We start from the raw sequence: 25624 nt of genomic DNA, 5'->3' as shown, positions 1-25624 counted from the left end.
CTCTTTATGTGGGTATTTTCACAGTTTAAGCGTAATAACTAATTCCATCACGCTTTGTTGTGACATTCAAATCAAGATTGATGTCTGCTTCAAGGTTTTCTTCACCTAAGCCAGACGTACCGCTGTTTCCTTGACCAGAATGCGATTGCTCATTGGCTGCGTAGCGATTTTGCTGCTGTCCGCTCGATTGTTGCTGCACTGAGGTATCACCCAATTGTACCCCTTGCTGGGCCAACATCTCACGTAATCGAGGCATACTATGTTCGAGTGCATCTCTCGCTTGTTGGTTGGCAACGGTAAAGTGCACGGTCGCACCATCGCCATTCATATTCATACGAATCTGCATTCGACCGAGCTCTGGCGGGTCTAGACGAATATCGATGTTCTTTAAGTTTTTCGACATCATCATTTGCACTCGCTCTGCCATTTGGTCACTTGCCATCTCACGGTTTAGTTGCAGAGGTAATTGTGCACTCGCTTGAGCTTGATCCACTCTTGGTTGACCAGTAACGGTTTGCTGTGTTCCAGCCGCGTGAGCCAGTTGATTGGCAAACGACGATTCACCTGCCGCCGCTGGCTCACCAGTAGAGTTTGAATTTGACGACGCATTTAGAAGACTAGCGGCCGCTTTTGCTCCCATCGCGGCTTTAAGCATCACTTGCTCAGAAGCAACTGGGCTTGCTGCAGAATTTGCCGCTGCCGCCACTTGCTGCAATTGATTGGCACTCACTTCTGCAACATCAGCCGCTGCGACATTCAATGCTTGCGTTTGCGCATGAGCGTGTTGTGGGGTCTGCTGCATCAATGCACTCTGAACCGATTGAGCAACCGCGCCATGCTGCACTTTCGGTGCTTCAGCCACTTTTGGACCTACTGTATCCGTTGCAACTGGCTCTTTACTCGCAGCCCACGGGATCACGGTTTCTGGCGCTTGTGCCGTTTCTGGCGCTTGTTCTGTTTCAGCCGTAGCTTTAACCTCAGTATCATCAGAAGAAATAGTGTCGTTTAATGGTACTGTCTCAACGGATTTTGTTGTGGCGACTTTTGGCTGTTCAACTGTCTGAGTTTTGCCAACCGTCGGCTGCACCAACTTGCTGTCTGCCACTTGCTCGACCTGCTCTGACACCTCCATCTCGGTCGCGGCACGTGGTGATTCCGCCGCTTCATCAGGCTGGATAAATTTCTTCGCCGCATCCGGCACCACAACGACTTGTTTAGCTTCTGTCGTCTCAATCTCTTCCACGGCAACTTCAGACGTTTCTTCACCGCGTTTTAATGGTTTAACCGTTCCCGGATTTGCTGAGATCGCGACTTCGTCTGCGTCAGCAACTTCACTCGTGTCAGCAATCTCACTCGTGTCAGCAATTTCACTCACATCAATGACCTCTGCTTGTGGCAAAGGCTTGCCGTTGTCTACTTTCAACGCATTGTTCGAATCGTTAAGGCGCTTTAACACTTCTTGGTTGTCGGCGACGATTTTTTGCGCGTCGCCGTTAGTCAATGGCGATTCACTTTTTGCAACTGCAGGCTTGTCTGTTGCTTCGGCCTGCGGCTTACTGTTCGTTGATTCGTCAGCGTCTGAAACCACTTTTTTGCTCAGTAACGTGTCCGTCGATTCATCTTCGGTATTCGAGCTTTCAAGTGGCTGGGTGTCGCTGGCTTTTACCTTGCTAGCCTCTGCGCCCTCAGTGACCACTTCGCCGTCAACAGGAGCCTCATCACTCGCCAGCAACTCAGGAGCAATATCAGGAACCGTATTTGGTTGTTTGCCCTCAGCCGCTTCACCTTTAGTTTCCCCGCCTGTCAGCAAAGACGCCAGTTTTGCGAAAAAACCTTCGGTGGCTACCACCTCTTCGCCTTCGGGCACGACCTCAGAGGCGGCTTTTGTCGCTTTGGGGGTTTCCGTTACGGTGGATAGGTTTATATTCATACTCAAATCACCTAAGCAGGCTAAGGGTAAAGCACAATTGCAGCGGCAATGATTGCCAAGTTAACCCCTGACCTAGCAAAAAATACGCCAAATAACTGAGATTAGCTGTTTATTGATTGCTTAGTCGACGCGAAAACTGCAACGTAGCAAACTCATCCATTTGTTTTTGCTCGCGGGCATTCTCTAGCTTAGTTCGCTCGGTCTGCTTCTTTTCGATCAACCATTCGTACGAACGGCGTTGTTTCCGGCTCTCTAACCAGTTCTGCTCGCAATGCTCAACTTGGTCTTTGAAGTGCGCTTCTGCCTGCTTTTGCTTCGCTAACGTTTCATCTAGCGTCGTGAGGAATCGGTTTAAATGGCTGTATTGACTTGCGGTTAGCCCTTGCTGACCACGGTCAACCAATTGGTGACAATAGTCGAGACGATACTTTTCAATCTGCTGCAACTGCTGGTAGTAACCTTCGAGTTCAGAGCGCGCTTGGTTGAGCGCCAGCACGGCTTGGTTTTCTCGCTCTCTGCTCTGCTCTAAAAGAAACTCTAACGCGTTATCCATCCCCGATTAGCCCCCTTGTAACAGGTTACGCAGCATGTTAACGCACATGTCGTACGGCACGCTCTCTTTCATCGACTGCTGTAGGTAGGTATCTAGCTGAGGTTTTAGAGTAAACGCGCTGTCTATCGCAGGGTCGGTTCCCGGCTTGTAAGCACCGATAGAAACAAGGTCTTGATTTTTACGACAAACGGAAAGCACTTGTCGCACCGCTTTCGACATCAAAATGTGTTCTTCGCTGGTAATTTGAGGCATGACACGACTGACGGATTTCTCAACATCGATCGCCGGATAATGCCCCGCATCCGCCATTTCACGAGAAAGTACCACGTGACCATCAAGGATCGCACGCGATGCATCGGCAATTGGGTCCTGAAGGTCATCGCCTTCGGTTAAAACGGTAAAGAAAGCAGTGATCGAGCCTTGCTCTGGGCCTCCGTTCCCCGCACGTTCAACCAATGCAGGCAATTTAGCAAACACCGATGGTGGATAGCCTTTGGTTGCTGGCGGCTCACCGACCGAAAGCGCGATCTCACGCTGCGCCTGAGCAAAACGAGTCAAAGAGTCCATCAGCAATAAAACATCTAAGCCTTGGTCTCGGAAATATTCCGCGATAGTCAGCGCAGTTTGACAGCCTTTAAGGCGCATCAAAGGGGAAGAGTCCGCAGGCGCTGCGACGACAACCGAACGTTGGCGCCCATCAACACCGAGGATTTCTTCGATAAATTCTTTAACTTCTCGTCCACGCTCACCGATCAGCCCCACGACCACCACTTGTGCGGTTGTTCCTCGGGTCATCATGCCAAGCGTGACCGATTTACCGACACCAGAACCCGCAAATAGGCCGATACGTTGACCTTTACCGACCGTCAATAATCCGTTGATGGCTTTAATGCCAACGTCCAGCGGCTCAGAGATCGGCTTACGTGCCAGTGGGTTGATTGGTTCTGCATTAAATGAGGCGCGTTTTTCAGTATAGATAGGACCCAACCCATCAAGCGGATTACCGACACCATCGATCACTCGTCCCAGTAGCTCCATACCGACGGACAGACCCGTTTCAGTGGTCATCGGCGTCACTTTTGCCCCAGGTAACACACCTGTGATTTGCTCACTCGGCATCAAGAATAAGTTTTCTCCGGAGAACCCCACCACTTCGGCTTCCATTTCTCCGTGCATGGTTTCAACTTTGCACAGGCTACCGATAGGCGCTCGGCAGCCAGTCGCTTCCAGCGTTAACCCAACCACACGCACCAACTTGCCAGACGCGACAGGTCGGCAGGTTAAACCGCTGGTTTTGTATTGAGAAAGACGGTCTGCGAGCGCTAACACTATTCACCACCTTGGTGACGGTTAACTCCACAGAAACTTTGAATCACATTGCGAATACGATCTTCCATTCGATAATTGACGCTCGACTCACCCGCTTCGATTTGCACGTCGCCACGGTTAAGTGCTGGTTCGCTCATCAGCGTCCAGTTACGAAACTCAATATCGTCCTCACCATAGGAAGAACGAATGATTTCCACGTCGTCGGGATGAAGTTTAAGGGTAATCGCGTGACCAGAAATCGGCAGAGACTCTACCGACTGTTTAATCGTATCTAGGATAACTTGGGGGTTGGTTTGAACTTCGACATGCACCACTTCTTTAACGAGCGTCAGCACCATGTCGACAAGCTGTCTTTCTACCTGTGCGTTCATCAATTCAAGCGGCTGGGCAAATTGGTTTGCCAAGCCGACAAAAGTTTGTACTTGCTGTTGGATAAATTCTTGGCCAGATGCCACGCCTTCCAGCTTACCCGCTTCAAGACCTTCTTGATGACCGTCAGCTAAGCCCTGTTCTTTACCCTTTTCGTAACCTTGTTTGAAGCCAGCTTCTTGTCCCTGATGAAGACCGTCTTGATAGGCTTGCTGCTTAATCAGTTCGATTTCTTCTTCGGTCAACTCAACCGGAGCTTCTTCAACGGTTTCTGAAAAGTCAGGCATCCAGCTAGGGTCGTAGTTCATCGCCGTTTCTTTCGCCTTAGCATGTTGCTCAGGCGTGTAGTCAGGCATGCCCCAACGTTCGGCTTTTTGAACGACTTCGTCGTCATCTAAACGCAAGAACCCGCGTTTTCTTTCCCCAGACATAGATACCTACTTGAGAGTGGTCATTACAAGAATTCGTCTGCGCCGCCACCCAGCATAATTTCGCCAGAGTCGGCCATACGGCGCGCGATTGCCAGAATTTCTTTCTGTGCAGCTTCCACATCCGATACTTTGATCGGTGGCATCGCTTCAAGGTCATCGCGCATCATCTCAGCGGCACGCTTAGACATGTTCTTGAAGATCTTGTCGCGCAGTGAATCATCAGCGCCTTTCAGTGCACGTTGAAGTACGTCTTGTGGTACGTCACGCAGCAATTTCTGAATACCTTGGTCGTCGACTTCGACAAGGTTTTCGAACACGAACATAAGGTCTTGGATTTGCGTCGCCATGTCTTCGTCTTGATCGCGGATTTGGTCCATCAAGATGCCTTCGACGTTGTTGTCCATGTAGTTCATAATCTCTGCCGCTGCCTTCAGGCCGCCAATCTTGGCTGCTTGTGCACCTGCTTGGCCTGCGAACTGTTTCTCCATGATTTCGTTCAGCTCTGCTAGTGCAGACGGTTGAACTTCTTCAAGGTTGGCGATACGCATCATCAAGTCGAGACGGTCACGTTCAGAGAACTGAGACAGGATCTCGGCAGACTGGTCCGGTTCAAGATAAGACAAGACGATAGTTTGAATTTGTGGGTGTTCGTTGAGAATAATGCTCGCCACTTGGCGCGGGTCCATCCATTTCAGTGAATCCAGACCTTTTGAGCCGGTTCCAAGTAGGATTTGGTCAACAAGGTTATTCGCCTTGTCTTCACCAAGCGCGGCAACCAAGGCGTTACGCATAAAGTCTTCGCTGCCCATACCAATGTTGGTGTATTTCTGAATATCTTCCAAAAATGCACGGTGTACTGCGCCCACTTTGTCTTGGCTTAAGTCCGTCGCGCGAGCCATCGCACTACCTACACGCTGAACTTGTTTTGGTTCTAAGTGACGAATGATGCCCGCAGCATCAGCCTCGTTGAGGCTCAACAATAGAATTGCCGCGCGCTCTTCACCTGAAATCGTCGAAATGTCGACAGTGTTGGTGCCTTCTACAATGTCACCACCCTGCTCTTGAGGAACTATATCGTTAGCCATCGTCTCGCATCCAATTCTTCACTACTTGAGCAGCAAGCTCAGGTTCATTCGCCACCAGTGCACGAACTGCTTTCAATACATCTTCATCTTTGTGTAGGTTTGGTAAGTCGATACTTGAACCAAACTCAAACAGCTCGCCACCGTCTAAATCACTGCCAATTAGGCTGGTCTCACCGTCTGCGCCAATCGGCAGACCGTCAGGACCGTAAAGTTGATCGTCATCTTCTTCCGCTGCTGGGTTAAGCAGTTTCTTCATCGCAGGGCGAACAAGCACAAGCACCACAACGATAATTACCAGCGCACTTGCAAACCAGCGAACCCAGTCGTTGAAGTTCGGGTGTTCCCAAATTGGCGCATCTTCGATGACTTGTATTTCAGGCTCAGCAAACTGCATGCTTAACACGTTAAGTAAGTCGCCGCGGTTCTGGTTGAAACCGACCGCACCAATCAATACTTGGCGGATAGAAGCCAGATCAGCATCTGATAACGGTTGATAAGTTGTCTCACCCGTATCTGGATTCACAATTGCACGATTCTTGATTGCGACTGCCACCGTTTGGCGATTCACCACACCTGTTTGACGACGTTCGTGACTGATCGTGGTATCTAACTCAAAGTTACGTGTTGCTTCTTTATGTACCGAGCCTTGGCCAACATTAGTGCCATCTTTCATTTGTGCCACGTCTTGAGGAATCGACGCATCCGCAGGTGGTTGGTTGCTCAACGCGCCCGGAACACCGGCAATAACACTTCCGTTGTTGTAGTCTTCAAGCGTGTATTCACTACGGGTCGACGGTGTATTCGGATCAAAGCTCTTACGAGTTTGTTCGACAGCGCTGAAGTCGAGTTCAATATCAACCTGCGCGGTGTAGTTGCCAAAACCGAGAATCGGGATCAGCACGGAATCAATCTTGTCACGTAACGCTTGCTCTTGCTTACGTTCCAGCTCGTGTTCTTTACGACGCGCCGAAGAAGCCGCATCCTCACTGCCCGAGCTGAGTAGTCGACCATGCTGGTCGGTGACGGTAATACGGTTTGGCTTCATACCCGGTACGGCACTCGCAACCATATCAACGATAGAATCAACTTCTTCTTGTTTTAAGTTTGCGCCGGTATTGAGCGTCAAGAACACTGAAGCCGACGCTTCCTGATTATGGCGAACAAACACACTTTGTTTTGGTAGCGCCAACAAAACACGCGCTTTACGCACTTGTTTCATCGCTTCGATAGCTTTAGACAGTTGACGTTCACGACTGAGTTTTAAACGCTCTTGCTCAAGGCGCTGCGATACACCAAAGCCCATATCTTGTAGAAGAATATCGTCGCCAGCTTGCTTCTCTTGATTCAAGCCCGCGCGCACCATATCCAATTTAAGATTGTTGTATTCGCTAGAAGGCACAAGAATGGTATTGCCTTCCAGTTTGTAGTCGAGTTTTTGCTGGTCAAGGTAGTCAAGAACTGGGATCAGTTCTTCGGTCTCGTAAGCGCCAAGTGGGCGCATTTCTGGCTCTTTGACCCAGAAAAACAGCATCACGATTAAGGCAACACAGATAGAAATGGAAAGTACTAAGACAATCTGACGAACGAGGTCGAACTCGCCTACCGCCATGTCAAACTTAGAACTGCTCTTTTCATCCAGATCAGGATTTTGTACGCCAGAATCCACGTCCGTAGTCGCCAGCGCAGTCCCATCTGCACCTGCGTCAGCAATTGTAAGATCTGTTGATTGATTTTGCTCTGCCACAGACTACACCTATTGATTAAACTGGCATATTCATCAGTTCTTTGTACGCTTCAACAAGCTTGTTACGCACTTGAATTGTCGCTTCGAAAGCCACACTGGATTTATTTCTTGCGATCATCACATCCGATAGAGAGACATCTTGGTCACCTCGGTCAAATCGCATTTGCAGGTCACTAGACGTTTTAGAAAGACCGTTGACGTTGTTGATAGCATTGTTTAGTAACGCGCTAAAGTCGGCGCCAACGCTCTGACCTGTCGCGGTAAGCTTAGTGTTACCTGCTTCAAACATCATTGCTTGCATTTCGCTTTGGAAACCATCAATTTTCATCAAGACCTCTGCCCGTCAACTCTTTGACTGATATCGTTGTTATATTAATGACGCTGCAAACTGCGTGCCATAATACTTATGCACCGAAAATAGCACGTTAGTTTGGAATATCAATCCCCGCATCACGCATTTTAGCTAGTTTGTAGCGTAAGGTTCGTGGACTAATGCCGAGCTTTTCAGCCATGTCCTTGCGGCGACCATTACATTCAACCAGCGTTTCGAGAATGATGGCGAATTCTTGATCTCGCAACTCACCGCCTAAACCCGCACCCGATGAAGCCAATTTGATCTGCTCAGGTTCTGCGACAGGTTTCACTTCCGGCGCAGCAATCCCACCCGTTTCAACAACGCGCTGCAGACTGGAAGCGTCTTGCCAATCTAAACCTTCCAACAGAATATGATCTGCGCTAATCGAGCCATTTTCACTTAAGATAAGTGCGCGTTGAACAACGTTATCTAATTCACGTACGTTACCCGGCCAAGTATAAGCCAGCAGTTTGTTGACGGCGCACTCAGTGATTGATGGTAGCGGCATACCCAGTTTTTGGCAGTGGCGCTCAGTCAAATGCTGCGCAAGTGGCGCAATATCTCCCGGACGGTCACACAATGCTGGCCATGCAATTGGGAATACGTTCAAACGATAATATAAATCTTCACGGAAGTTGCCTTCTTGAACGTACTGCTTGAGGTCGCGGTTACTGGTCGCGAGTACGCGAACATCGAGCTTGATACTCTTGCGACTACCAAGACGTTCCACTTCACGCTCTTGCAGTACGCGCAACAATTTCGCTTGCAGGTTTAAATCCATCTCACTGATTTCATCCAGTAAGATAGTGCCGCCTTGCGCTTGCTCAAACTTACCCGGACACGCTTGGACTGCACCGGTAAATGCGCCTTTTTCGTAGCCGAATAAGGTGGCTTCTAGCATATTGTCTGGAATCGCCGCACAGTTGATCGCGACAAAAGGCCCGTCTTTACGCAGTGACGCATTATGGATGTAGCGAGACATCACTTCTTTACCCGAACCGCTAGGACCAAGAATCATCACGCCCGCATCGGTTTTGGCTACTTTGTCTGCCAGCGCCAATAACTTAATGCTTTTTTCATCCGCAACGACGGCATCACCGTTGTCATCCGATTTAACAGGCGCATACCGACTGACCATATTCAGCAGCACTTCCGGTGCAAATGGCTTCGCCATGTAGTCAATCGCGCCGTCTTTCATTGCTGAGACCGCATCTTCAATGTTGGCATAAGCCGTCATCAGCAATACTGGCAAGTTTGGCCAATGCTGTTTGATGTTGCGTAGCAATGCCAGACCACCCATACCCGCCATTTGAACGTCAGAGACCACAATGTCGACATCGTTGGACTTGAGCTTAACCAGCGCACCTTCAGCACTGTCGGCTTCCAGCCATTCGTAGCCTGCAAGAGCCAGCGTATCGACTAACGCTTCGCGCAAGCCTTCATCGTCTTCAACAATCAGTACTTTGCTTTGAGCCATTGTTACTCTCCAGTCTTTGGTTCTTGTTCATTATTAAGGTGGCGTTCAAGTGGGATACACATCGTAAAACAAGCACCATCGCCGGGCTCAGAGATCAACTCTAGCTTGCCGTCGTGGGCTCGAGATACCATTTGCACCACTGCAAGGCCGAGTCCGGTTCCTTGGGAACGAGTGGTAAAGAAAGGTTCCATGATTTTGCTTTGCAGCTCTTTCGGTACACCGGGACCACTGTCTTGTACCGAAATTTTTAATTCGTTATTTACCGGTCGGAAGAACACATCAATTTGTGATTCTTTGCCTGCGATTTGGATCGCGTTCATCACTAAGTTACTTAGTGCAGAAGCGATAGCGTTAGCGTTGCCGAGTAAAGTGACCTCTTCCTGCTCGACTTCGAGGCAGTAGTCAATTTGGTTGTTTTTCAGCGCCGCTTCGACCATAGGCGAAAATTCTGCGACGAGATCTGCAATCGAGAACGGCTTGACCACTTTATTGTCTCCACCTTTAGCAAACAGCAACATGTCATTCACCTGTTTCTCTAGGTCATGCAGGCGGTCCATCAACTTAGTTTGAAAGCGCTCTTTGGTTGCGGGCTGTAAGTTTGGCGCGGCAAGGTTCGATGCATACAGCATCGCGCTAGACAAAGGGGTGCGAACTTGATGAGCCAGTGACGCAACCATTCGACCCAAAGACGATAAACGCTGTAAGTCACTGATGCGAGATTGCAGTAAGCGTGTTTCAGTCAAGTCGGTAATTAAGATCAACTGACCCGTTGCAGACGCAGAAATTGCCAAACGCACTTTACGCCCATTCCGCAGCGAAATTTCGTGACCATCGTCTTCACGTGGTGCAAAAGCCTGCTGGATGACCTCAAACCAGCGTTCTCCAACAAGCGACACTTCAAGCAATTTTTGCGCTTCAGGATTAGCTTCACGAACGATGCCCTGCGTGTCGAGCAAAATAACGCCCGCAGGCATAACATCAAGCACCTGTTTGTAGCGCTCTACTTGCTCTTCAACGGTCCCGAGCGGGGTCTGATTTTCTGAGATTGACGTGGGCTGCATGACGAATTTCTGCCTTAAAAACAACAATAGCCTGTCGTGCAAAAAGCATTCCAGGCTATTTTATATATTTTTCAACAGGTTATGTTAAGGCCGAAATTTTGACGCTATGGTTAGCGCTGTAAATTATACTTGCGCATCTTCTCAACAAGCGTGGTACGACGCATGCCTAGCATGTCAGCCGCTCGTGCAACTACCCCACCCTGAGCTTCCAGCGCCTGGTTGATCATGTTGACTTCCAGATCCGCCAGCATTTCCTTAAGGTTTACGCCTTCTGGAGGTAAATCCTGTGGAGCATCTTCTTCATTATTGAAAATATCCGATGACTCAAGGCTAAAGTCATCAGAGAAGATATCGTAAAACACGTCGCGCTCTTGCTCTTCGATGGTCAAAGCGCTGTTGTAACCCGGTTGGAACTCCGGAATATCGCTGTAACGATACTTGGTCGGTAAATGGTTTACATCCACCAAACTGTTCGGATAAAGGATAATCATGCGTTCGACCAAGTTCGCCAACTCACGAACATTACCCGGCCAATCATGTTCCATGAGCGAGTTAATCGCTCGAGGCGTAAAGCAGATAGGTTGCGCCCCTTCTGCTTCCATGCGCGTCATTAACTCTTGTAATAACAACGGCGTGTCTTGCTTGCGGTCACGCAGTGCTGGCATTTCAATCGGAAAAACATTGAGACGGTAATACAGGTCTTCGCGGAATGACTTTTCACCGATCATCACTTCAAGATCGCGGTGAGTCGCCGCAATAACACGCACATCAGCACGAATTGTCGCGTTTCCACCCACACGTTCGAAACAACGCTCTTGCAGCACACGCAGCAGTTTTACCTGCATCGGCATCGGCATATCGCCAATTTCGTCTAAGAAAAGCGTTCCGCCCTCAGCCAGTTCAAAACGGCCTTTACGTGATGTGATCGCACCAGTAAACGCGCCTTTTTCGTGGCCGAATAGTTCACTCTCTAACAAGTCTGGTGGGATTGCACCGCAGTTAATCGGTACAAACGGACCACTTCGGCGAGAAGAATGATAGTGAATGTTACGAGCTACAACTTCTTTACCAGTACCAGACTCACCCAAAATTAGTACATTAGCTTCAGTATTCGACACTTGTTCAATCAGGTGTCGAACTTCTTTGATACCTTGACTCTGGCCAACAAGACTTCTGAATAACGTATTCTTACGCGCACTCGAAACGACGTTCATGCCTTTGCGACCTAAGAAGTCTTTACAATGGCGTAGTGCTTCGCTTAGTTGCGGGTAGTTAAGAGGGTATTCTAGCTCACCCACATATTGTGGTAGCTCTTCAACTGGATAAGAGTGTTTGCCCGCAGTCAGCAAAGGAATATGGTTAGCGTAGAAAAGCTGCTCTGGCAGCTTATTGCTGGTCAACGAACCAACAATACAACCTGACCATATTGCTGACCAATCGATCCCTTCGACTTGGTCAGAGCCGATCGCTTCGCACTGCTCTCCAACAAATTCTAAAATATTACTGAGATTGGTACGCGCTTGCGCATCATCTTCAATCACAAGTAGTTTCGCTAAACCTTGCATAGGTGAGAATAATTGCCTTTATTTTTTGAATGTTGTGGCTGGTCTACACTTCTAACGTGACTCCTACCAAGGATAGAAGAAACAACGATGAACTATGAATAAATTTCAGCAACAAAAAAAGCCACTAGGCTAGTTAGTGACTTCTATTCTATTTGATATAAAAAATAAGGCAACCAAGCAATGAGCTGGTGTGATGTTAGCCCAAAACCAATTGGCAAAATTTTGACTTGGTATACAACTAAATGCTTAATTATTGGCGTTAAATACCAACGTCCGATGCAGTTAGGTTGTGGAACTCTTGCGGAATCTGATCCCAAGCAGACTTAATCTCGCGAATAATCTCAACTACATCATCAATTAGTTTAGGATCGTTCTTATGGTTTGCTTCCGTCACTTGCGTAATCATAAATTCGTAAAGCTGATCAAGATTCTTCGCAATATCACCACCGTCATCCATCGATAGACAGCTACGTAAACTGATGATGATATCCAGCGCTTTACCTAGGCGCTCACCTTTAGCTGGGATGTTACCTTGCTCCATCGCCGCTTTCGCTTGAATCAAACGCTCGATCGCGCCTGCCATCAGCATTTGAACAATTTTATGCGGGGAGGCCGCACTGAGCTGGCTATCAACCGATACCTTCTTGTAAGCCTGTAGTGAACCACGCATAAACAACCCTCTTAAACTATAAAAATTTTTTGTATTGCTGTACGGAACGTTTCCCGTGCTGATACTTACGTAACGATAAACCAAACTGATTGGTTTTCTCTTCCATTAACTTGACCAGTGATTTGGTCTCATCGACGGCTTGTTGCCACCGCTCTGAGTTTGCCAATTGTTTGTTTTGGTCAATCAAACTCAAAAGCTGATGCAATAACTGTTCTCTTATATCGACCAAATGCGAAATTTCTTCAACATCTGGCTCGTCTTGATGCAGACACGCTAACATTTTGTGATTTAAAGCACAAAACTCTACCAGAAGATTGTCGAAACTATCGGCCAAGTGCATTCATCATTCCCGCGAGTTGAGACTGCATCTTACCCGTCGCGTCTTGCATCGCCGAGAATTTGGCGTGCGTACGCTTCTCAAGATTGTCCATTCTGCGATCCAGCGCCGCCTGATCGTCTTGCAGCTTGTAAGTACGATCCATCATGCTGCGTTCGCGCGTACGAATCGCACCAGTTACCCCAGTCAGACCTTGAATCGCATCCTCTACTTTCTTGGCAAAACCTTGGTTACCACCAAAAAATGCTTCCAACTTATCAAAGTTATTATTGAGCTGGCGGTCGAGTAAGTTGTAGTTAATTTCAAGATTACCCTGACGAGTCGTGGTGATACCAAACTCAGTCAGCCTCTTGAGATCGTCCGACGCAGGTTCAATCGCGGTCGAGAAGACCGATTTCAAACGAGAATCTGCGCTACGCACAATGCTGTCACCGGATAGCGGCCCCGCCATTCCGGTTCTTGGGTCAACGCCACTTAGCTCTTGAGAGAGTTGATAGAACTGGTTGTACGCCCCGACAAATCGCTCTATGTCTTCTCGGACACCCTGACGGTCATATTCGATATCGATTTCCGACAGCGGTTTACCTTTTTCGGTACGCCCTTTTAGCGTCAGATCGACACCATCAATCGCGTCTTCGATAATATTGTTATTGCTGGATAACTGAGCCACACCATCCAGTACGACTTTGGAATCTTGCGCTGCTTGCACCTGCGTCATTCCTCGGTAGGTGTCAAAAGAGCGCTGTGCTGCATCAAGGTCGGCTTTTGCTTGGTCTAAACGCTCTAGGTACTCGCGTTCTTCCTTAGACAGTTTTGCGCGCTCAAGCTGTTTTGCTTCTTCTGCGCTCAGCTCGCCCGCTGCCACTTTCCGGCTAAGTTCCGCTTTTTCTTGTGCGACTTGCTGTTCAATACGCGCTTGTTCCGCTTCAATACGAGCTTGTGCTTCTTTTGGCGTCACATAGGAGTCAGTCAACGTGCCCGAAGCCGTATTGGTCCAACCGGGGACATCGGAAGACTTTTCTAGCGCTTTCGCGTCCAGTTCCGCTTCGGGTTCCCAGTAAGAATCTAGCAGCGTTCCGGATGCGGTTTCTGTCCAGCCCGGAATACGGTCTTCTGGTCGAATATACTTATTAGCGTCGATCCCCGCCTGCGCTGCGGCAGTTGCGGCATTGGCCGACAACTCGTTACCCGGGATCGCTTCTTTGGCTGCGTTTGGATCAGCTTGAATTGCCGCTTGCTTACTCGCGTCGGCAATCTCTTGGTCGACAAGTTTTGCCGCCTCGATATTGCGCTGGGCAATTTTATCGGCAATTTCTTGCTCTTGCGGTGACAGCGGAACCAACAATTCTTGCGCGGCTGCGCGAGCATTCTCGAGATCTTTCACCCGTTGCTCTAACGTTTTGTATTCGAGTTGTTTAAGCAAGTTACCCGGTTGGGCATCGGTCGTAATCGATAGGTCGTTTTGCTCGCCTGATAATGTTGACGCCACGATCAAACGAGGCCCTGCCGTGTCATTAATGACAGACGCACGCACACCAGGGTTAGATTTTGTGCCGTTAATGCCACGAACGACATCAATCAGCTTTGAATTGGCGGCAACATCGATAGTGAATTTCTTGCTGCCGAGTGAAACTTGCAACTTACCCGGGCCAAATTTCGCGTCTTCCGGTAGTACGTCTGACGCAATCTTGTGGCTCTGAGCAAGCTGCAACACATCGATAGAATAGCGACCGGCAATGGCATCTGTGGTTGCAGTCGCGGATACAACGGTATCATCCGTCGTGTCGACTTTTCGAGCGGCGAATGCTTTCTCCTGACGAAAGTTCGTCATGAGATTTTTCATTGTATCCAGCGACTCTCTGAGCCGCCCATAGGCACTGATACTAGAATCAATTTTGGTCCGCTCGTTATCGATACGCTGCTGTTTAGGCACGCGCTCTGAATCGACAACTTTGCTGACCATGGAATTGATATCCATGCCAGTATTCATCCCTATTGGGCCAAAACTCATTCAATCACCTCAAAATACGATTACACCGTTTGGTTCAGTAAGCCCGATGAATATCTGGCTGTCTGTTCCCTTAGGCGGCGCACTATCTCTAGTACTTCTTCATCTGGAATCTGACGAATGATATCACCAGTATCCGCTTCGTAAATAGTCACCACATCCCTGCCGGATGCTTCATCGACCCGAAACGACAACCCCTTATTGATGGATGAAATAAAATCATTCATCTGCTCAACAAGTCTTTCCCGTGTTTCTCTGTTTAGCTTCTCGCGCTCTTTGCTCGCTTCGACTAACTTCTCAACAGATTGCACAGATTGAGCGTTTATCCTTTCGCTTACTTGCGGCTCCTTCAGTATAGAATCGAGCTGTGCATTTTCATTATTTGAAGCAATTTTAGTGCCACTTTCCAGGCCATAAGGCTGAATGTTCGATGTGTAGGATGGTATCTCCATAACAATCTCCCTTCCACCTTGTTAGTCAGCAGCATAACTCTGCTAACAATAAGCTACTATCAAACTACCGCTTAACCTAATAGGCTAAGTGCGGCAGATGGAGACTGCTTAGCTTGAGCTAGGATAGAAGTACTCGCTTGCTGCAAAATTTGAGACTTGGTCATCGCAGTCGTTTCTTTCGCGAAGTCAGTGTCTTGAATACGGCTACGAGACGCGTTTACGTTCTCATTGATGTTATCCAAGTTATTGATCGCATGGCCGAAACGGTTTTGGAATGCACCTAATTCTGCACGCTGACTGTCAACGTTTTTCAAAGCGCCATCAATGATAGATACCGCCATTTGTGACCCCGAAACCGTCGATACGTCGATGTCTGCAACGGTTCTATCTTCCGCTGCGCCGAAACCGATTTCTGTACCTAACGCACCACCAATCGTTACGTCAGTTGCGACTTTGTTCGATGCGGCAAAAAGTTGTAGCTTACCATCTTCACCCACAGACGCTTTCACGTCGTCGTTCTGACCGTTGATGTAAGTCGCCAACTGTTCGATATCATCGCCTTCTTTCGCGTTGATCGTCAGTGACTTCGCTTCACCGTGAACATCAGTATAGTCCAGCGTTAGGTCAGTAGAACCTGCGCTCACTGTCCAATCTGCTGCTTGACCGCTCGCCGCAACGTACGCTTTACCACCCATATCGGTCGTATCCGAACGCATGTTTTTCATTGTCAGCTGAACAGCTTCACCTGAACTTGCGCCGATCTGGAATGATTTACTACCGAAGTTGCCGTTTAGTAGCTTGTTACCACCAAACGACGTCGTTTCTGCAATACGGTTAAGTTCGTCGTTCAACGCGGTCACTTCTTCCTGGATCGCCACACGCTCTGAACGCGAGTTTGAACCGTTTGAAGATTGCAGCGCCAAATCACGCATACGTTGAAGGATGTTGGTCGTTTCGTTCATCGCACCTTCCGCTGTCTGCGCGATAGAAATACCATCATTTGCGTTTTTCACCGCCATGTCGAGACCACGACTTTGCGACGTTAAACGGTTTGAGATTTGTAGGCCAGCAGCGTCGTCACGAGCACTGTTGATTTTGTAACCAGACGATAGACGCTCCATCGACTTCTGCATACCTTCAGCCGCACCATTAAGGTGGCGCTGAGCAGTCATCGCAGACACATTGGTGTTCACGTTAATTGCCATATTCGATCTCCTTAGGCATTAGGGCGATGTGCGTCCGCGTCTCTCACCTCGCTTTCGCACATCTCATTTCTCTCAGTCTTGTAACGGCGGTGTTTCTATAACCTTTAGCAAAATTATGATTTTTTTCGTATAACGATAAGAAATGTGACCCATATCGGATAAATACACCCAAGTAGATAGGATGTGGCAGATTTCAGGCATAAAAAAATCCAGCCGAAGCTGGATTTTTTATTAACGCGATTTTGCTTAGCCAAGTAGGCTTAGTGCCGCATTTGGCGCTTGCTTCGCTTGAGCAAGAATAGAGCTTGAAGCTTGAGAAAGAATCTGAGACTTAGTCAGTGCCGTTGTTTCTTTCGCAAAGTCAGTGTCTTTGATTCGGCTCTTAGACGCATTCACGTTTTCGTTAATGTTGTCCAAGTTGTTGATAGCGTGGTTGAAACGGTTTTGGAATGCACCCAGTTCAGCACGGTGGCTATCTACATACTTAAGAGCAGAGTCGATGATAGCAACAGATTCTTGTGCGCCACCTACTGAAGTTACGTCGATAGTATCAACAGTTACTGCGCTTGAAGTACCCATGCTTAGTTCACCAGCTAGACCGCCTGAGAACGTTACTTCACCGTCAACTTTGTTTGTACCAGCGAAGATTTGTAGTGCACCGTCTTCATCAACAGACGCTTTAACCATATCAGTTTGACCGTTGATGTAAGTCGCTAGTTCTTCAATATCATCGCCTGCTTTAGCCGTGATATCGATAGTTTGCGCTACGCCGTCTGTATCTGTTAGAGAGATGGTTAGGTCGTTTGCAGTGTCTGATACTGTCCAATCTGAATCTTTCGCGTTAGCCGCTTTGTAGCTCGCGCCACCCATGCCAACGTTGTCTGAACGCATGTCGTTCAGAGTCAGCATAACTGCTTCACCGTTGTCTGCACCGATTTGGAAAGACTTAGTAGTGAAGGTGCCGTTTAGCAGTTTGTTACCACCAAAAGATGTAGTTTCTGCGATACGGTTAAGCTCGTCGTTAAGAGCGGTTACTTCTTCCTGAATCGCTACGCGCTCTGATTTAGAGTTTGAACCGTTCGCAGATTGAAGCGATAGGTCACGCATACGTTGTAGGATGTTAGTTGTTTCGTTCATCGCACCTTCAGCAGTCTGTGCGATAGAAATACCGTCGTTCGCGTTACGTACAGCCACATCAAGACCGCGACTTTGAACGTTCAAACGGTTAGAGATTTGTAGACCCGCTGCGTCATCTTTAGCACTGTTGATTTTGAAGCCAGAAGATAGGCGTTCCATCGACGTTTGTTGTGCATTGTTAGCGTTGTTTAGGTGACGCTGAGCTGTCATTGCTGATACGTTAGTGTTTACATTTACTGCCATGGTGATCTCTCCAATTGATTTTCCGATGTTTCCGGTTTCCGACGTCTCGGAAAACCAAGTAGTTCTCTCAAAGTTACTTTTATTAACGGCGCGATTTGCGAAACCTTGAGGATTTTTTTAAGTTTTTTTTGAAAAAAGTCCGTTTGTGAGAAAAAACGTGATTAAGCGGAGAAAAGTGCCAAAAAAGGATTTTATTCACTAAAGCTTTAAACGGGCATGTCGATAACATTATCTTTTTTGACAATTAAGTTAGCAGCGTCAGTGCTAAATTAGGTTGTTGCTTGGCCTGCGCCAAGATAGAAGTGCTGACCTGTTGCAGAATTTGCTGCTTAACCATCTGCGTCGTTTCTTTAGCGTAATCGGTATCTTTGATTCTGCTGTTAGAGGCAGCGAGGTTTTCATGCACGTTATCAAGGTTGTTGATCGCGTGACTGAATCTATTTTGCATCGCCCCTAACTCAGCGCGGTGGCTATCAACATACTTCAACGCAGTATCAATCACCGAAACCGCTCGTTGCGCACCACCGACATTAGAAATGTCGAGGTTATCAACCGCCTCATAACCCGCCAAGTTCATCTGCAATTGCTGCGCTAAGCTGCCACTGAAAGTAATCGAACCAGCGGTTTCCTTGCCTGCCATATAAATCTGCAGTTGCCCATCTTCATTGACCGATGCCGACACTTTATCGGTCTGGCCGTTGATATAGGTTGCGAGCTCTTCGATATCATCGCCAATTTTGGCTTTGATCTGAATATTTTGCTCTACCCCATTGCTATCGGTGTACTGCATGTTGAGCATGTGGTTGCCTTGCGAAACTTGCCAACTGTCGTCCGCTTTTGCTGCGGCAACATAGCTAAAACCGCCCATTGCTAGGCTGTCTGAACGCATGTTTTTCAGCGACACTTGTACCGCTTCACCCGATGCTGCACCGATTTGAAACGCGGAAGACGAAAACGAGCCATTGAGCAATTTTCGACCACCAAAAGAGGTTGTTTCGGCGATTCGATTCAATTCATCGTTCAAAGCCGCCATTTCTTCTTGTAACGCATCTCGCTCTGCTTTGCTGTTGGAACCATTCGCAGACTGCAAAGACAAGTCACGCATACGTTGGAGAAGATTGGTGGTTTCCTGCATTGCCCCTTCTGCCGTTTGCATAATCGAAATACCGTCGTTAGCGTTTCTTACTGCGACATCCAGACCACGCATTTGCGACTCGAGGCGATTCGAGATTTGTAACCCTGCGGCGTCATCTTTAGCACTATTAATACGACTCCCCGAAGCTAAGCGCTCCAGAGATTGGTTCAACAAATCCGTCGCATTGGTCAGGTGACGTTGCGCTGTCATTGCAGAGACGTTGGTATTAACAGTAATGGCCATAGTTACGCACTTTCCTCCTCAGGGTTACTTTATGTATCGGCCTGCCCGGTATTTCTTTAATTAAAAACGTAAAAAAGCCGAGCTAGTGAGCTCGGCTTTTCAAGACTTAACTGCGGGACTATTGTTACTTCACACTTAGGCTTTGCAGCATTTCAGCCGATGGTGCAAAGAAGTACGCACCCGTTTTGGCACTGGTAAAGCGCAGCAGTTGATCGGTTTTGCCATCGGTTACACCATACATGCTTTCTAACATCGCTTTAAAGTTATGTAGCGTGTGACAGTATGCGATAAACAGTAGACCGTGATCGCCCGACACTGTGCCGTATGGCAAGCTATGACGAACAATCTTGAGCCCTTTGCCTTCTTCCTTAATATCAACACGACCGACGTGTGATGCCGCGGGTACATCGTCCAACTCGATAGAGTCTTGCTTAGTACGACCAATGACTTTCTCTTGCGCCGAAACATTCAAACGGTTCCATGCAGGCAGGTTGTGAACAAAACGTTGCACCATCACGTAGCTACCACCCGCAAACTCACCATCAGGGATGAGCGCGACTTCCGCACGTTGGCCGTCTTTCGGGTTTTCTGTACCGTCGATAAAGTCTGTCATATCGCGCGCGTCTAAATAGCGATAACCGTTTGTCTCATCGACAATGCTGACGCTGTCTGACACAGACGACATGAACTTACGCAGTAGATAGAAATGCAGGTCGTGACGGTTTGAATGAACATGAAGCAATACGTCAACTTCTGTACTTGGCGCGACAATGTCACCTTCTCCCAGTACCGGGAAGTCAATCAGCTCTTCTGGCATCGCAACATCAAGCTGCTGCCAAAATGATTTAGTAAATGCGATAGAAATCGCAAGATTCGCACCTGGTTGGTTGCTGTTCAACTCTGCTACCAAAGCAGGTAGAGCTTGCAGCTGTTCCAGAACAAGCTGAGGGTTTTGTGTCACTTTCAGAAGCGTGTACTGAGCAAAAGGGCTCGCTTCAGGAAGGATTGCACTTTGAGGGTTAGACATTATTAGTTCCTCACTTTGTATACCAGTCTATATAAGTGACCGCTCTTTGGCTCTAGCAGAGCGTTGACTTATATAGACTTGACGTGTTTTTATTAAGTTAGTTGCTTAGTGTATTAAGTTTTTATTTTAATATATTGATGGTGGTCATCTAGCTGGTGTTCAAGCCAACGCTGGAGTTTTCAAACTGTCGCGCACACTTCGACTTTGCAGAACATAAATACCAAACCAAAGTAGTATCACCAATGTCATCCCGTTGACCCAACTGAATGCGCCATGCTCGAGATAAACGTGATACAAACTCTGGCTAAACTGGCTGGCAACGGTTAACAATGTCACCGGTTTACCCCAACTGACAATCCAGTTAACCCACTTTCGTTCAGGGCTACGTAAACTGATCAGCCACATCAACGCGATACTCGGTAGTCCCATGACCAAACCAAGGTAGAGCATCGAGTGATCAGGATAGACGATAGTCAGGATCTTGCTACCGCTTTCTCGACTCGCACCTGCAACAACAAACACCACCCACGCTTTTGCCATGAACAGCCATCCTAACCACAACCACTTGGGCGCTTTTAGGAAACCATGTTTGTCATATTGTTCGAGAGAATACCGCACTTACTGCCACAACCATCAATTTCAATGTATTTCAATGTAACTGAATGAACAGAAAATACGAGTAGTATTTTGTTAGAAAAGGAACTATCGACCAACGACGGAGCAATGTCGCACAGCAGCATTATTCTCGCTCTGTCTTACCCACCGATTTGAAAGAGACAAACAAAAACGCCACCAGCAATAACCCGGGTAAGCCCCACAACAAGGCGTTTTTCCAGGTAAAGCTCGGCTTGTAGAGAACAAACTCACCGTATCTTGCGGTCATAAAGTCGATCACTTGCTGCTCGCTCTCACCGCTGTTGATCTTGTTAAAAACGATCAAGCGTAAGTCTTTCGCCAGTGGTGAATTTGACTCAACTAAGTTTTGATTTTGACACTGAGGACAGCGTAATGACTTTGCAAGCTCGATTGCACTTTGCTGTAACTGAGGGGTTTTAAACTCGAACAATTCAACTTGTCTTTCCAACTCGCTATCTGGTGCGGCAAATATCTCGCTTTGACTCGACTGAGCGAAACTGAACGGGCTGAGCAACACCAACATCAGTAAACAGATAACTCGATTCATAGCGTCATGCCCTTATCAAAGTAGCGAGCAAAACGCTTCTGCCATGCCTTTTCTGTCAGCTTGCCATAGTGTTTATAAATGACCTCACCGCTGGCATTAACTAAATAGGTTTCGGGCGTACCCACCACACCAAGCTCGATACTCAGCTGTCCTTTGGGGTCGTAGATGGTTTCATTGTAAGGATTACCCGCATCCTTCAAGTAGCCAGTCGCCGCCAATTGCTGGTCACGGTAGTTAAGGCCGATAATGGGCACACCACTCTGTGCAAGCGTCATCAGATATGAATGCTCCGATTTACAGATCCCACACCAAGACGCCCAAACATTCACTAATTGGTATTCATCATCCAACAGTGAACTCGCACTCTCAATCGACTGACCGTTCAGTAGCGTAGTTGAAACAACGGGAAAAGTACGCACCACCGTTTGGCTGCGATTGCCGTTTGACTCGGATTTCAGACCAGCAATAAGCAAGCCGACAAAACCGACGACCAATAAAATGAAAATGAAGACTTTACGATTCTTGAATAGCGCCATGTGTAGCTCTCGTCGTCAGTATAGAGGCTTGTTTCAGTAGTGGCAGTAATGCCCCTAGGATGATCAACAAAGCCCCGCACCAAACCCATAGGATATAGGCTCGGTATTGTATTTTTACCGCGTAGGACTGGCTATCAATCTTTGAGCCAAGTGTGACATAGTAGTCACCATGCCAAGTCGAATAAATCGCCGGCTCGCTCATGTTCATCACCCGGACTTGGTAATGCCGTCGCTCTGGTTTGACGACAAACGCTTGTCCTTGCTCGAAACTAAAACGGATACTCGCTTGTTCTGCGGTATAGTTTGGACCGACGTACCAGAGGGTTTCTTGGTACTCCACGCGGAAGTTGTCGATATCAATACTGGTTTCAGGCGCCATTTTCCTGTTCAGCTCGTAGGAGTGGTAACCGTTCATCACTGCGCCAACACATAACATCGCGATACCGATATGGGCTAGCACCATAAAACTCAAACGACGGTAACGCCACAGCAAGTACAAATGGGAGCTGACGACCCAAGCTGCTAACCCCCACACTAAAGCGACAACAGGCTGCCAATCTTTCACCTGCGCAAGATAACAGCCGATACCAACAGCGAACGAAATCAACCAAACCAAGACCAAATTGCGCAAGGAAATCAGCGAACCTTTACACCACTTCAGGTAAGGTACGAGCCCCATGAGTAGCAGAGCGCCAATCGTCAAAGGCAACATCAACGCATTGAAATACGGCGCACCGACCGAAATCGCGCCTAAACCGAGTAGCTCATAAACCATTGGGTAAAACGTGCCAAGGAACACGGTAAAAGTGGCGACACAAAACAAACCAGTCGCGAGAAAAACCGCGTAACCGCGACTCGCAATAGCATTAAATCGAGCGCTTTTTATCCTGTCGGCATGTTTAAACAGCAAAATGAATGAACACAGCAGGGTCACCGCCAAGATAGCCAACAACGCAACACCTTTGGTCGGGTCTACGGCGAACGCATGCACCGATGTCAACACGCCTGAGCGAACAATAAACGTACCGAGAATACTTAAACAAAACGTCACTAACGCGAGGCTCAACGACCAAAGTTTCAGTTGTTGGTGACGCGCAGAAGCGAGCATTGAATGCAACAGCGCGCTACCCGTCAGCCAAGGCAACAATGAGGCATTTTCTACTGGGTCCCAGAACCACCAGCCGCCCCAACCGAGTTCGTTGTATGCCCACCAAGAGCCTATCAAGATCCCAAGCGTGAGTAACATCCACGCCGAGATCACCCAAGTTCGGCAATATTCTACCCAGCGATGGTTGTACTGGTTCTCTAACAGCGCTGCAAGGGCAAATGCCAGAACCGTCGAAAAACCGATATAGCCGAGATAGAGCAAAGGGGGGTGAAAGATAAGTCCAATATCTTGCAACATCGGATTTAAGTCTCGCCCTTCACTGACAAATAATTCCGCATAAGAAAACGGATTGGAGGCCAAAAGAGTAAACCAAGCAAAAGCGGCGACAAAACCACTCATCACCCACAACACATTCTGAAAGTAACGGGACTGGTGTAAAGAATGAAGCGATATCAATCCAGACCACAAACAAAGGGTAAACACCCAAAATAGCATTGACCCTTCATGGCCGCCCCACACCGCTGCAAACTTAAAAAACGGCGGTAACGCTGAGTTAGAATGCGCGGCGACGTAAGCAAACTGGAATTGGTCACTGAGAAACAGACTGGCTAATACAGCAAGGCTGAACGTCGCTAATGCCGCGTTCAGCCTAGAAATGAAAGTAAGGGAAGCACCAGAACTCTTAGCTTGGAAACGACACCAACCATAATGTGCGAAACTCAAACTACTGAGTAGCGCGATCAGTACCAAAGCGAATAGTCCCGACTCCCCTAACATCTTTATACGACCGTCATTTGTCCGGCATACAAGATAAAGGTACGTAGCATCAATACGCCAAACAAGCTCAGCATGGTCACAACAAAGATGTAACCACCGTTATGGCGTACTGCTTTTGGTGAAATAGCATTGAGCGTCAGTGGCAATAACATCCCGACTAACACGACGCCAAACCAGAACCAGTTCGACCAGAAACCTCCACCGATCGCGTTCCAGGCCGCCGCTTCGTTTTGTCCCCCACTGAAGATAAGCCCAGTGAAAAACGTCACCAAGACAAACAACTCAAACAACACAACCGGACGCTCGAAGCCGTGGACCCAAGACACACTTGGACTGCTCGCCGACTCTTTGAACACTAAAATACCAAACAGCAAACACGCCGCAGCACCAGATGATAAACTCGAGAACAAGAATAAGATCGGCAGTACCGGGTTATTGAGCATTGGATAGGTTTTTAGCGCAGACAACAGGAAGCCTGTGTACGCCGCGAGCACAATCGCCAAAAAGCCTAAAAACAACTCAAGTAGATTGTTGACGTTTTTCGCTTTAAGCAAAATTGTATCGACAAAATTGAGTAGTCCCCCAGGCAGTTTGCCTTCGCAGAAGTTGATGATCTGGTGACGGAAAATCACACCAATCCAGACAAACAATACCGCCATGTAGACTTGGAACAACACCACACCCATCGACATTACAGAAGTTGGGTTGTAGTAAATCATGATCTTCCAAAACTCGAGGGGTTTGGTTAAGTGGAACACCAAAATCAACAAGCCAACGATGATACCGAAAGGCGCTAACCAAGCGACGGCTTTTAAAATACCGTTGTTGGCTGGGTCACCTTCAATCACTTTGCGTTTAAGGTAGATACCGATCATCACTGCGCCAGCAGACATACCCGCTAAAAATAGGTAGATAGCAATGATCCAATCCCAAACCAGAGAGTCAAAGTGGAATGCACTTTCAAATCCGTTCATGATTACACCTCCCCTTTCTGATGAGGAATTTTGTACAACTTAGGTTTGGTGCCTAAGTGGACTTTGTCGCGATACACCACTTCCGTCTTCAGCACACGATTGATTTCGCTCTCAGGATCATTGAGATCGCCAAACGTCAGTGCTTTCGTCGGACAAGATTCAACACACGCCGGCAGTTTGCCCTGTGCCAAATTAGTGTCTCGACAGAAGTTACATTTATCCGCTGATTTATTTTCAGGGTTAAAGAAACGTACTTGGTAAGGACACGCAGCTAAGCAATAACCACAGCCAACACATTTTTCTTGATGAACGTCGATAATGCCGGTTTCTTCGTCTTTGTATGCAGCGCCTGTAGGACAAACATAAACACAAGGTGGATTTTCACAATGTTGGCAAGATTTACGGGTAAAACGGTAATCAACATCAGGAAACTCGCCTTGCGGCTCACTACGAATGATCTCTAAGCGCGACACGCCTTCCGGCACATTATTCACTTCACGACACGCATCGGTACAAGCCGTACAGCCAATACACGCTGTTTCATCGTGGATCATGCCATAACGTTTTTCACCCACCTGCTCAACATTAGCAAGCGTCTTACGGCTATTCAAAACCGCTGTACCCGCGACACCTGTGGTAAAAATCAACGCACCAGTGCTCGCGATGAAATTTCGTCTAGAACAACTCATC

Annotated in this window: 24 protein-coding genes; all 24 read right to left on the bottom strand. The window is 47.9% G+C overall.

The features are described from left to right. Positions 1 to 25: 25 nt before the first annotated feature. A complete protein-coding gene (locus HCZ42_RS17240; RefSeq protein ID WP_167422011.1) occupies positions 26 to 1930 on the bottom strand; it encodes a flagellar hook-length control protein FliK in 1905 nt (634 codons plus the stop codon). Positions 1931 to 2039: 109 nt separating this feature from the next. Continuing rightward, positions 2040 to 2483, bottom strand: a complete 444-nt coding sequence (gene fliJ / locus HCZ42_RS17235; RefSeq protein WP_167422010.1) for a flagellar export protein FliJ — start codon at positions 2481 to 2483, stop codon at positions 2040 to 2042. Between the two features lie 6 nt (positions 2484 to 2489). Continuing rightward, positions 2490 to 3812 (bottom strand): flagellar protein export ATPase FliI, encoded by a 1323-nt coding sequence (gene fliI / locus HCZ42_RS17230; RefSeq protein WP_167422009.1) that lies wholly within the window; start codon positions 3810 to 3812, stop codon positions 2490 to 2492. Beyond that, positions 3812 to 4612, bottom strand: coding sequence for a flagellar assembly protein FliH (gene fliH, locus HCZ42_RS17225; protein WP_167422008.1), 801 nt, complete (start codon positions 4610 to 4612; stop codon positions 3812 to 3814). Before fliH ends, fliI begins: the two co-directional genes overlap by 1 nt. A gap of 23 nt (positions 4613 to 4635) precedes the next feature. Then, positions 4636 to 5697 carry a flagellar motor switch protein FliG gene (gene fliG, locus HCZ42_RS17220; protein ID WP_167422007.1) on the bottom strand — a complete coding sequence of 354 codons (1062 nt, stop codon included), beginning with the start codon at positions 5695 to 5697 and terminating at the stop codon, positions 4636 to 4638. Continuing rightward, positions 5690 to 7441, bottom strand: coding sequence for a flagellar basal-body MS-ring/collar protein FliF (gene fliF, locus HCZ42_RS17215; protein WP_167422006.1), 1752 nt, complete (start codon positions 7439 to 7441; stop codon positions 5690 to 5692). The genes fliG and fliF overlap by 8 nt, the downstream gene beginning before the upstream one ends. Positions 7442 to 7457: 16 nt before the next feature. Further along, positions 7458 to 7769, bottom strand: coding sequence for a flagellar hook-basal body complex protein FliE (fliE, locus tag HCZ42_RS17210; RefSeq protein ID WP_167422005.1), 312 nt, complete (start codon positions 7767 to 7769; stop codon positions 7458 to 7460). 97 nt (positions 7770 to 7866) lie between these two features. Then, entirely contained in the window at positions 7867 to 9273 is a 1407-nt protein-coding gene (locus tag HCZ42_RS17205; protein ID WP_167422004.1) for a sigma-54-dependent transcriptional regulator, read from the bottom strand. 2 nt (positions 9274 to 9275) lie between these two features. Next, complete coding sequence (locus HCZ42_RS17200) at positions 9276 to 10334, bottom strand: sensor histidine kinase (RefSeq protein ID WP_167422003.1); 1059 nt, start codon at positions 10332 to 10334, stop codon at positions 9276 to 9278. A 110-nt stretch (positions 10335 to 10444) separates the two neighbouring features. Next, positions 10445 to 11899, bottom strand: coding sequence for a sigma-54 dependent transcriptional regulator (locus HCZ42_RS17195; RefSeq protein WP_167422002.1), 1455 nt, complete (start codon positions 11897 to 11899; stop codon positions 10445 to 10447). Between the two features lie 259 nt (positions 11900 to 12158). Continuing rightward, positions 12159 to 12569 (bottom strand): flagellar export chaperone FliS, encoded by a 411-nt coding sequence (fliS, locus tag HCZ42_RS17190; protein ID WP_053409497.1) that lies wholly within the window; start codon positions 12567 to 12569, stop codon positions 12159 to 12161. A 16-nt stretch (positions 12570 to 12585) separates the two neighbouring features. Beyond that, positions 12586 to 12909, bottom strand: coding sequence for a flagellar protein FliT (locus tag HCZ42_RS17185; RefSeq protein WP_167422001.1), 324 nt, complete (start codon positions 12907 to 12909; stop codon positions 12586 to 12588). Further along, positions 12893 to 14917 carry a flagellar filament capping protein FliD gene (fliD, locus tag HCZ42_RS17180; RefSeq protein WP_167422000.1) on the bottom strand — a complete coding sequence of 675 codons (2025 nt, stop codon included), beginning with the start codon at positions 14915 to 14917 and terminating at the stop codon, positions 12893 to 12895. Before fliD ends, HCZ42_RS17185 begins: the two co-directional genes overlap by 17 nt. 20 nt (positions 14918 to 14937) lie before the next feature. Next, on the bottom strand, positions 14938 to 15366 hold the full coding sequence (gene flaG, locus HCZ42_RS17175) for a flagellar protein FlaG (RefSeq protein WP_053409500.1): 429 nt from the start codon (positions 15364 to 15366) through the stop codon (positions 14938 to 14940). Between the two features lie 71 nt (positions 15367 to 15437). Beyond that, positions 15438 to 16571, bottom strand: a complete 1134-nt coding sequence (locus HCZ42_RS17170) for a flagellin (RefSeq protein WP_167421999.1) — start codon at positions 16569 to 16571, stop codon at positions 15438 to 15440. Between the two features lie 246 nt (positions 16572 to 16817). Next, entirely contained in the window at positions 16818 to 17951 is a 1134-nt protein-coding gene (locus HCZ42_RS17165) for a flagellin (protein ID WP_167421998.1), read from the bottom strand. 244 nt (positions 17952 to 18195) lie between these two features. Then, positions 18196 to 19329 carry a flagellin gene (locus tag HCZ42_RS17160; RefSeq protein ID WP_167421997.1) on the bottom strand — a complete coding sequence of 378 codons (1134 nt, stop codon included), beginning with the start codon at positions 19327 to 19329 and terminating at the stop codon, positions 18196 to 18198. A 124-nt stretch (positions 19330 to 19453) separates the two neighbouring features. Beyond that, positions 19454 to 20356 (bottom strand): Dyp-type peroxidase, encoded by a 903-nt coding sequence (locus HCZ42_RS17155; RefSeq protein ID WP_167421996.1) that lies wholly within the window; start codon positions 20354 to 20356, stop codon positions 19454 to 19456. Positions 20357 to 20515: 159 nt separating this feature from the next. Further along, positions 20516 to 20974, bottom strand: coding sequence for a DUF2919 domain-containing protein (locus HCZ42_RS17150; RefSeq protein WP_167421995.1), 459 nt, complete (start codon positions 20972 to 20974; stop codon positions 20516 to 20518). Positions 20975 to 21095: 121 nt separating this feature from the next. Next, complete coding sequence (locus tag HCZ42_RS17145; protein ID WP_167421994.1) at positions 21096 to 21539, bottom strand: cytochrome c-type biogenesis protein CcmH; 444 nt, start codon at positions 21537 to 21539, stop codon at positions 21096 to 21098. Beyond that, positions 21536 to 22075 (bottom strand): DsbE family thiol:disulfide interchange protein, encoded by a 540-nt coding sequence (locus HCZ42_RS17140; protein WP_167421993.1) that lies wholly within the window; start codon positions 22073 to 22075, stop codon positions 21536 to 21538. Before HCZ42_RS17140 ends, HCZ42_RS17145 begins: the two co-directional genes overlap by 4 nt. After that, a complete protein-coding gene (locus tag HCZ42_RS17135; RefSeq protein ID WP_167421992.1) occupies positions 22053 to 23960 on the bottom strand; it encodes a heme lyase CcmF/NrfE family subunit in 1908 nt (635 codons plus the stop codon). Before HCZ42_RS17135 ends, HCZ42_RS17140 begins: the two co-directional genes overlap by 23 nt. Before the next feature lie 2 nt (positions 23961 to 23962). Then, entirely contained in the window at positions 23963 to 24934 is a 972-nt protein-coding gene (gene nrfD / locus HCZ42_RS17130; protein ID WP_167421991.1) for a cytochrome c nitrite reductase subunit NrfD, read from the bottom strand. Positions 24935 to 24936: 2 nt separating this feature from the next. Beyond that, entirely contained in the window at positions 24937 to 25623 is a 687-nt protein-coding gene (gene nrfC, locus HCZ42_RS17125) for a cytochrome c nitrite reductase Fe-S protein (protein ID WP_167421990.1), read from the bottom strand. Position 25624 lies beyond the last annotated feature (1 nt).

Source organism: Vibrio hepatarius (genome assembly GCF_011806575.1).
Lineage (GTDB): Bacteria > Pseudomonadota > Gammaproteobacteria > Enterobacterales > Vibrionaceae > Vibrio > Vibrio hepatarius_A.
The sequence above is the reverse complement of the archived record's forward strand: the minus strand, read 5'-3'. Positions and strand labels throughout refer to the sequence as shown.

Excerpts from the sequence above, each read along its gene's own strand:
- fliS (WP_053409497.1), bottom strand. The coding sequence starts at position 12,569 with ATGCGTGGTTCACTACAGGCTTACAAGAAGGTATCGGTTGATAGCCAG.
- HCZ42_RS17200 (WP_167422003.1), bottom strand. The coding sequence starts at position 10,334 with ATGCAGCCCACGTCAATCTCAGAAAATCAGACCCCGCTCGGGACCGTT.
- nrfC (WP_167421990.1), bottom strand. The coding sequence starts at position 25,623 with ATGAGTTGTTCTAGACGAAATTTCATCGCGAGCACTGGTGCGTTGATT.
- fliH (WP_167422008.1), bottom strand. The coding sequence starts at position 4,612 with ATGTCTGGGGAAAGAAAACGCGGGTTCTTGCGTTTAGATGACGACGAA.
- HCZ42_RS17205 (WP_167422004.1), bottom strand. The coding sequence starts at position 9,273 with ATGGCTCAAAGCAAAGTACTGATTGTTGAAGACGATGAAGGCTTGCGC.
- HCZ42_RS17155 (WP_167421996.1), bottom strand. The coding sequence starts at position 20,356 with ATGTCTAACCCTCAAAGTGCAATCCTTCCTGAAGCGAGCCCTTTTGCT.
- fliE (WP_167422005.1), bottom strand. The coding sequence starts at position 7,769 with ATGAAAATTGATGGTTTCCAAAGCGAAATGCAAGCAATGATGTTTGAA.
- HCZ42_RS17170 (WP_167421999.1), bottom strand. The coding sequence starts at position 16,571 with ATGGCAATTAACGTGAACACCAATGTGTCTGCGATGACTGCTCAGCGC.
- HCZ42_RS17140 (WP_167421993.1), bottom strand. The coding sequence starts at position 22,075 with ATGGCGCTATTCAAGAATCGTAAAGTCTTCATTTTCATTTTATTGGTC.
- HCZ42_RS17185 (WP_167422001.1), bottom strand. The coding sequence starts at position 12,909 with ATGCACTTGGCCGATAGTTTCGACAATCTTCTGGTAGAGTTTTGTGCT.
- HCZ42_RS17195 (WP_167422002.1), bottom strand. The coding sequence starts at position 11,899 with ATGCAAGGTTTAGCGAAACTACTTGTGATTGAAGATGATGCGCAAGCG.
- nrfD (WP_167421991.1), bottom strand. The coding sequence starts at position 24,934 with ATGAACGGATTTGAAAGTGCATTCCACTTTGACTCTCTGGTTTGGGAT.
- HCZ42_RS17135 (WP_167421992.1), bottom strand. The coding sequence starts at position 23,960 with ATGTTAGGGGAGTCGGGACTATTCGCTTTGGTACTGATCGCGCTACTC.
- HCZ42_RS17145 (WP_167421994.1), bottom strand. The coding sequence starts at position 21,539 with ATGAATCGAGTTATCTGTTTACTGATGTTGGTGTTGCTCAGCCCGTTC.
- fliD (WP_167422000.1), bottom strand. The coding sequence starts at position 14,917 with ATGAGTTTTGGCCCAATAGGGATGAATACTGGCATGGATATCAATTCC.
- fliG (WP_167422007.1), bottom strand. The coding sequence starts at position 5,697 with ATGGCTAACGATATAGTTCCTCAAGAGCAGGGTGGTGACATTGTAGAA.
- HCZ42_RS17160 (WP_167421997.1), bottom strand. The coding sequence starts at position 19,329 with ATGGCCATTACTGTTAATACCAACGTCTCTGCAATGACAGCGCAACGT.
- fliJ (WP_167422010.1), bottom strand. The coding sequence starts at position 2,483 with ATGGATAACGCGTTAGAGTTTCTTTTAGAGCAGAGCAGAGAGCGAGAA.
- HCZ42_RS17165 (WP_167421998.1), bottom strand. The coding sequence starts at position 17,951 with ATGGCAGTAAATGTAAACACTAACGTATCAGCAATGACAGCTCAGCGT.
- HCZ42_RS17240 (WP_167422011.1), bottom strand. The coding sequence starts at position 1,930 with ATGAATATAAACCTATCCACCGTAACGGAAACCCCCAAAGCGACAAAA.
- flaG (WP_053409500.1), bottom strand. The coding sequence starts at position 15,366 with ATGGAGATACCATCCTACACATCGAACATTCAGCCTTATGGCCTGGAA.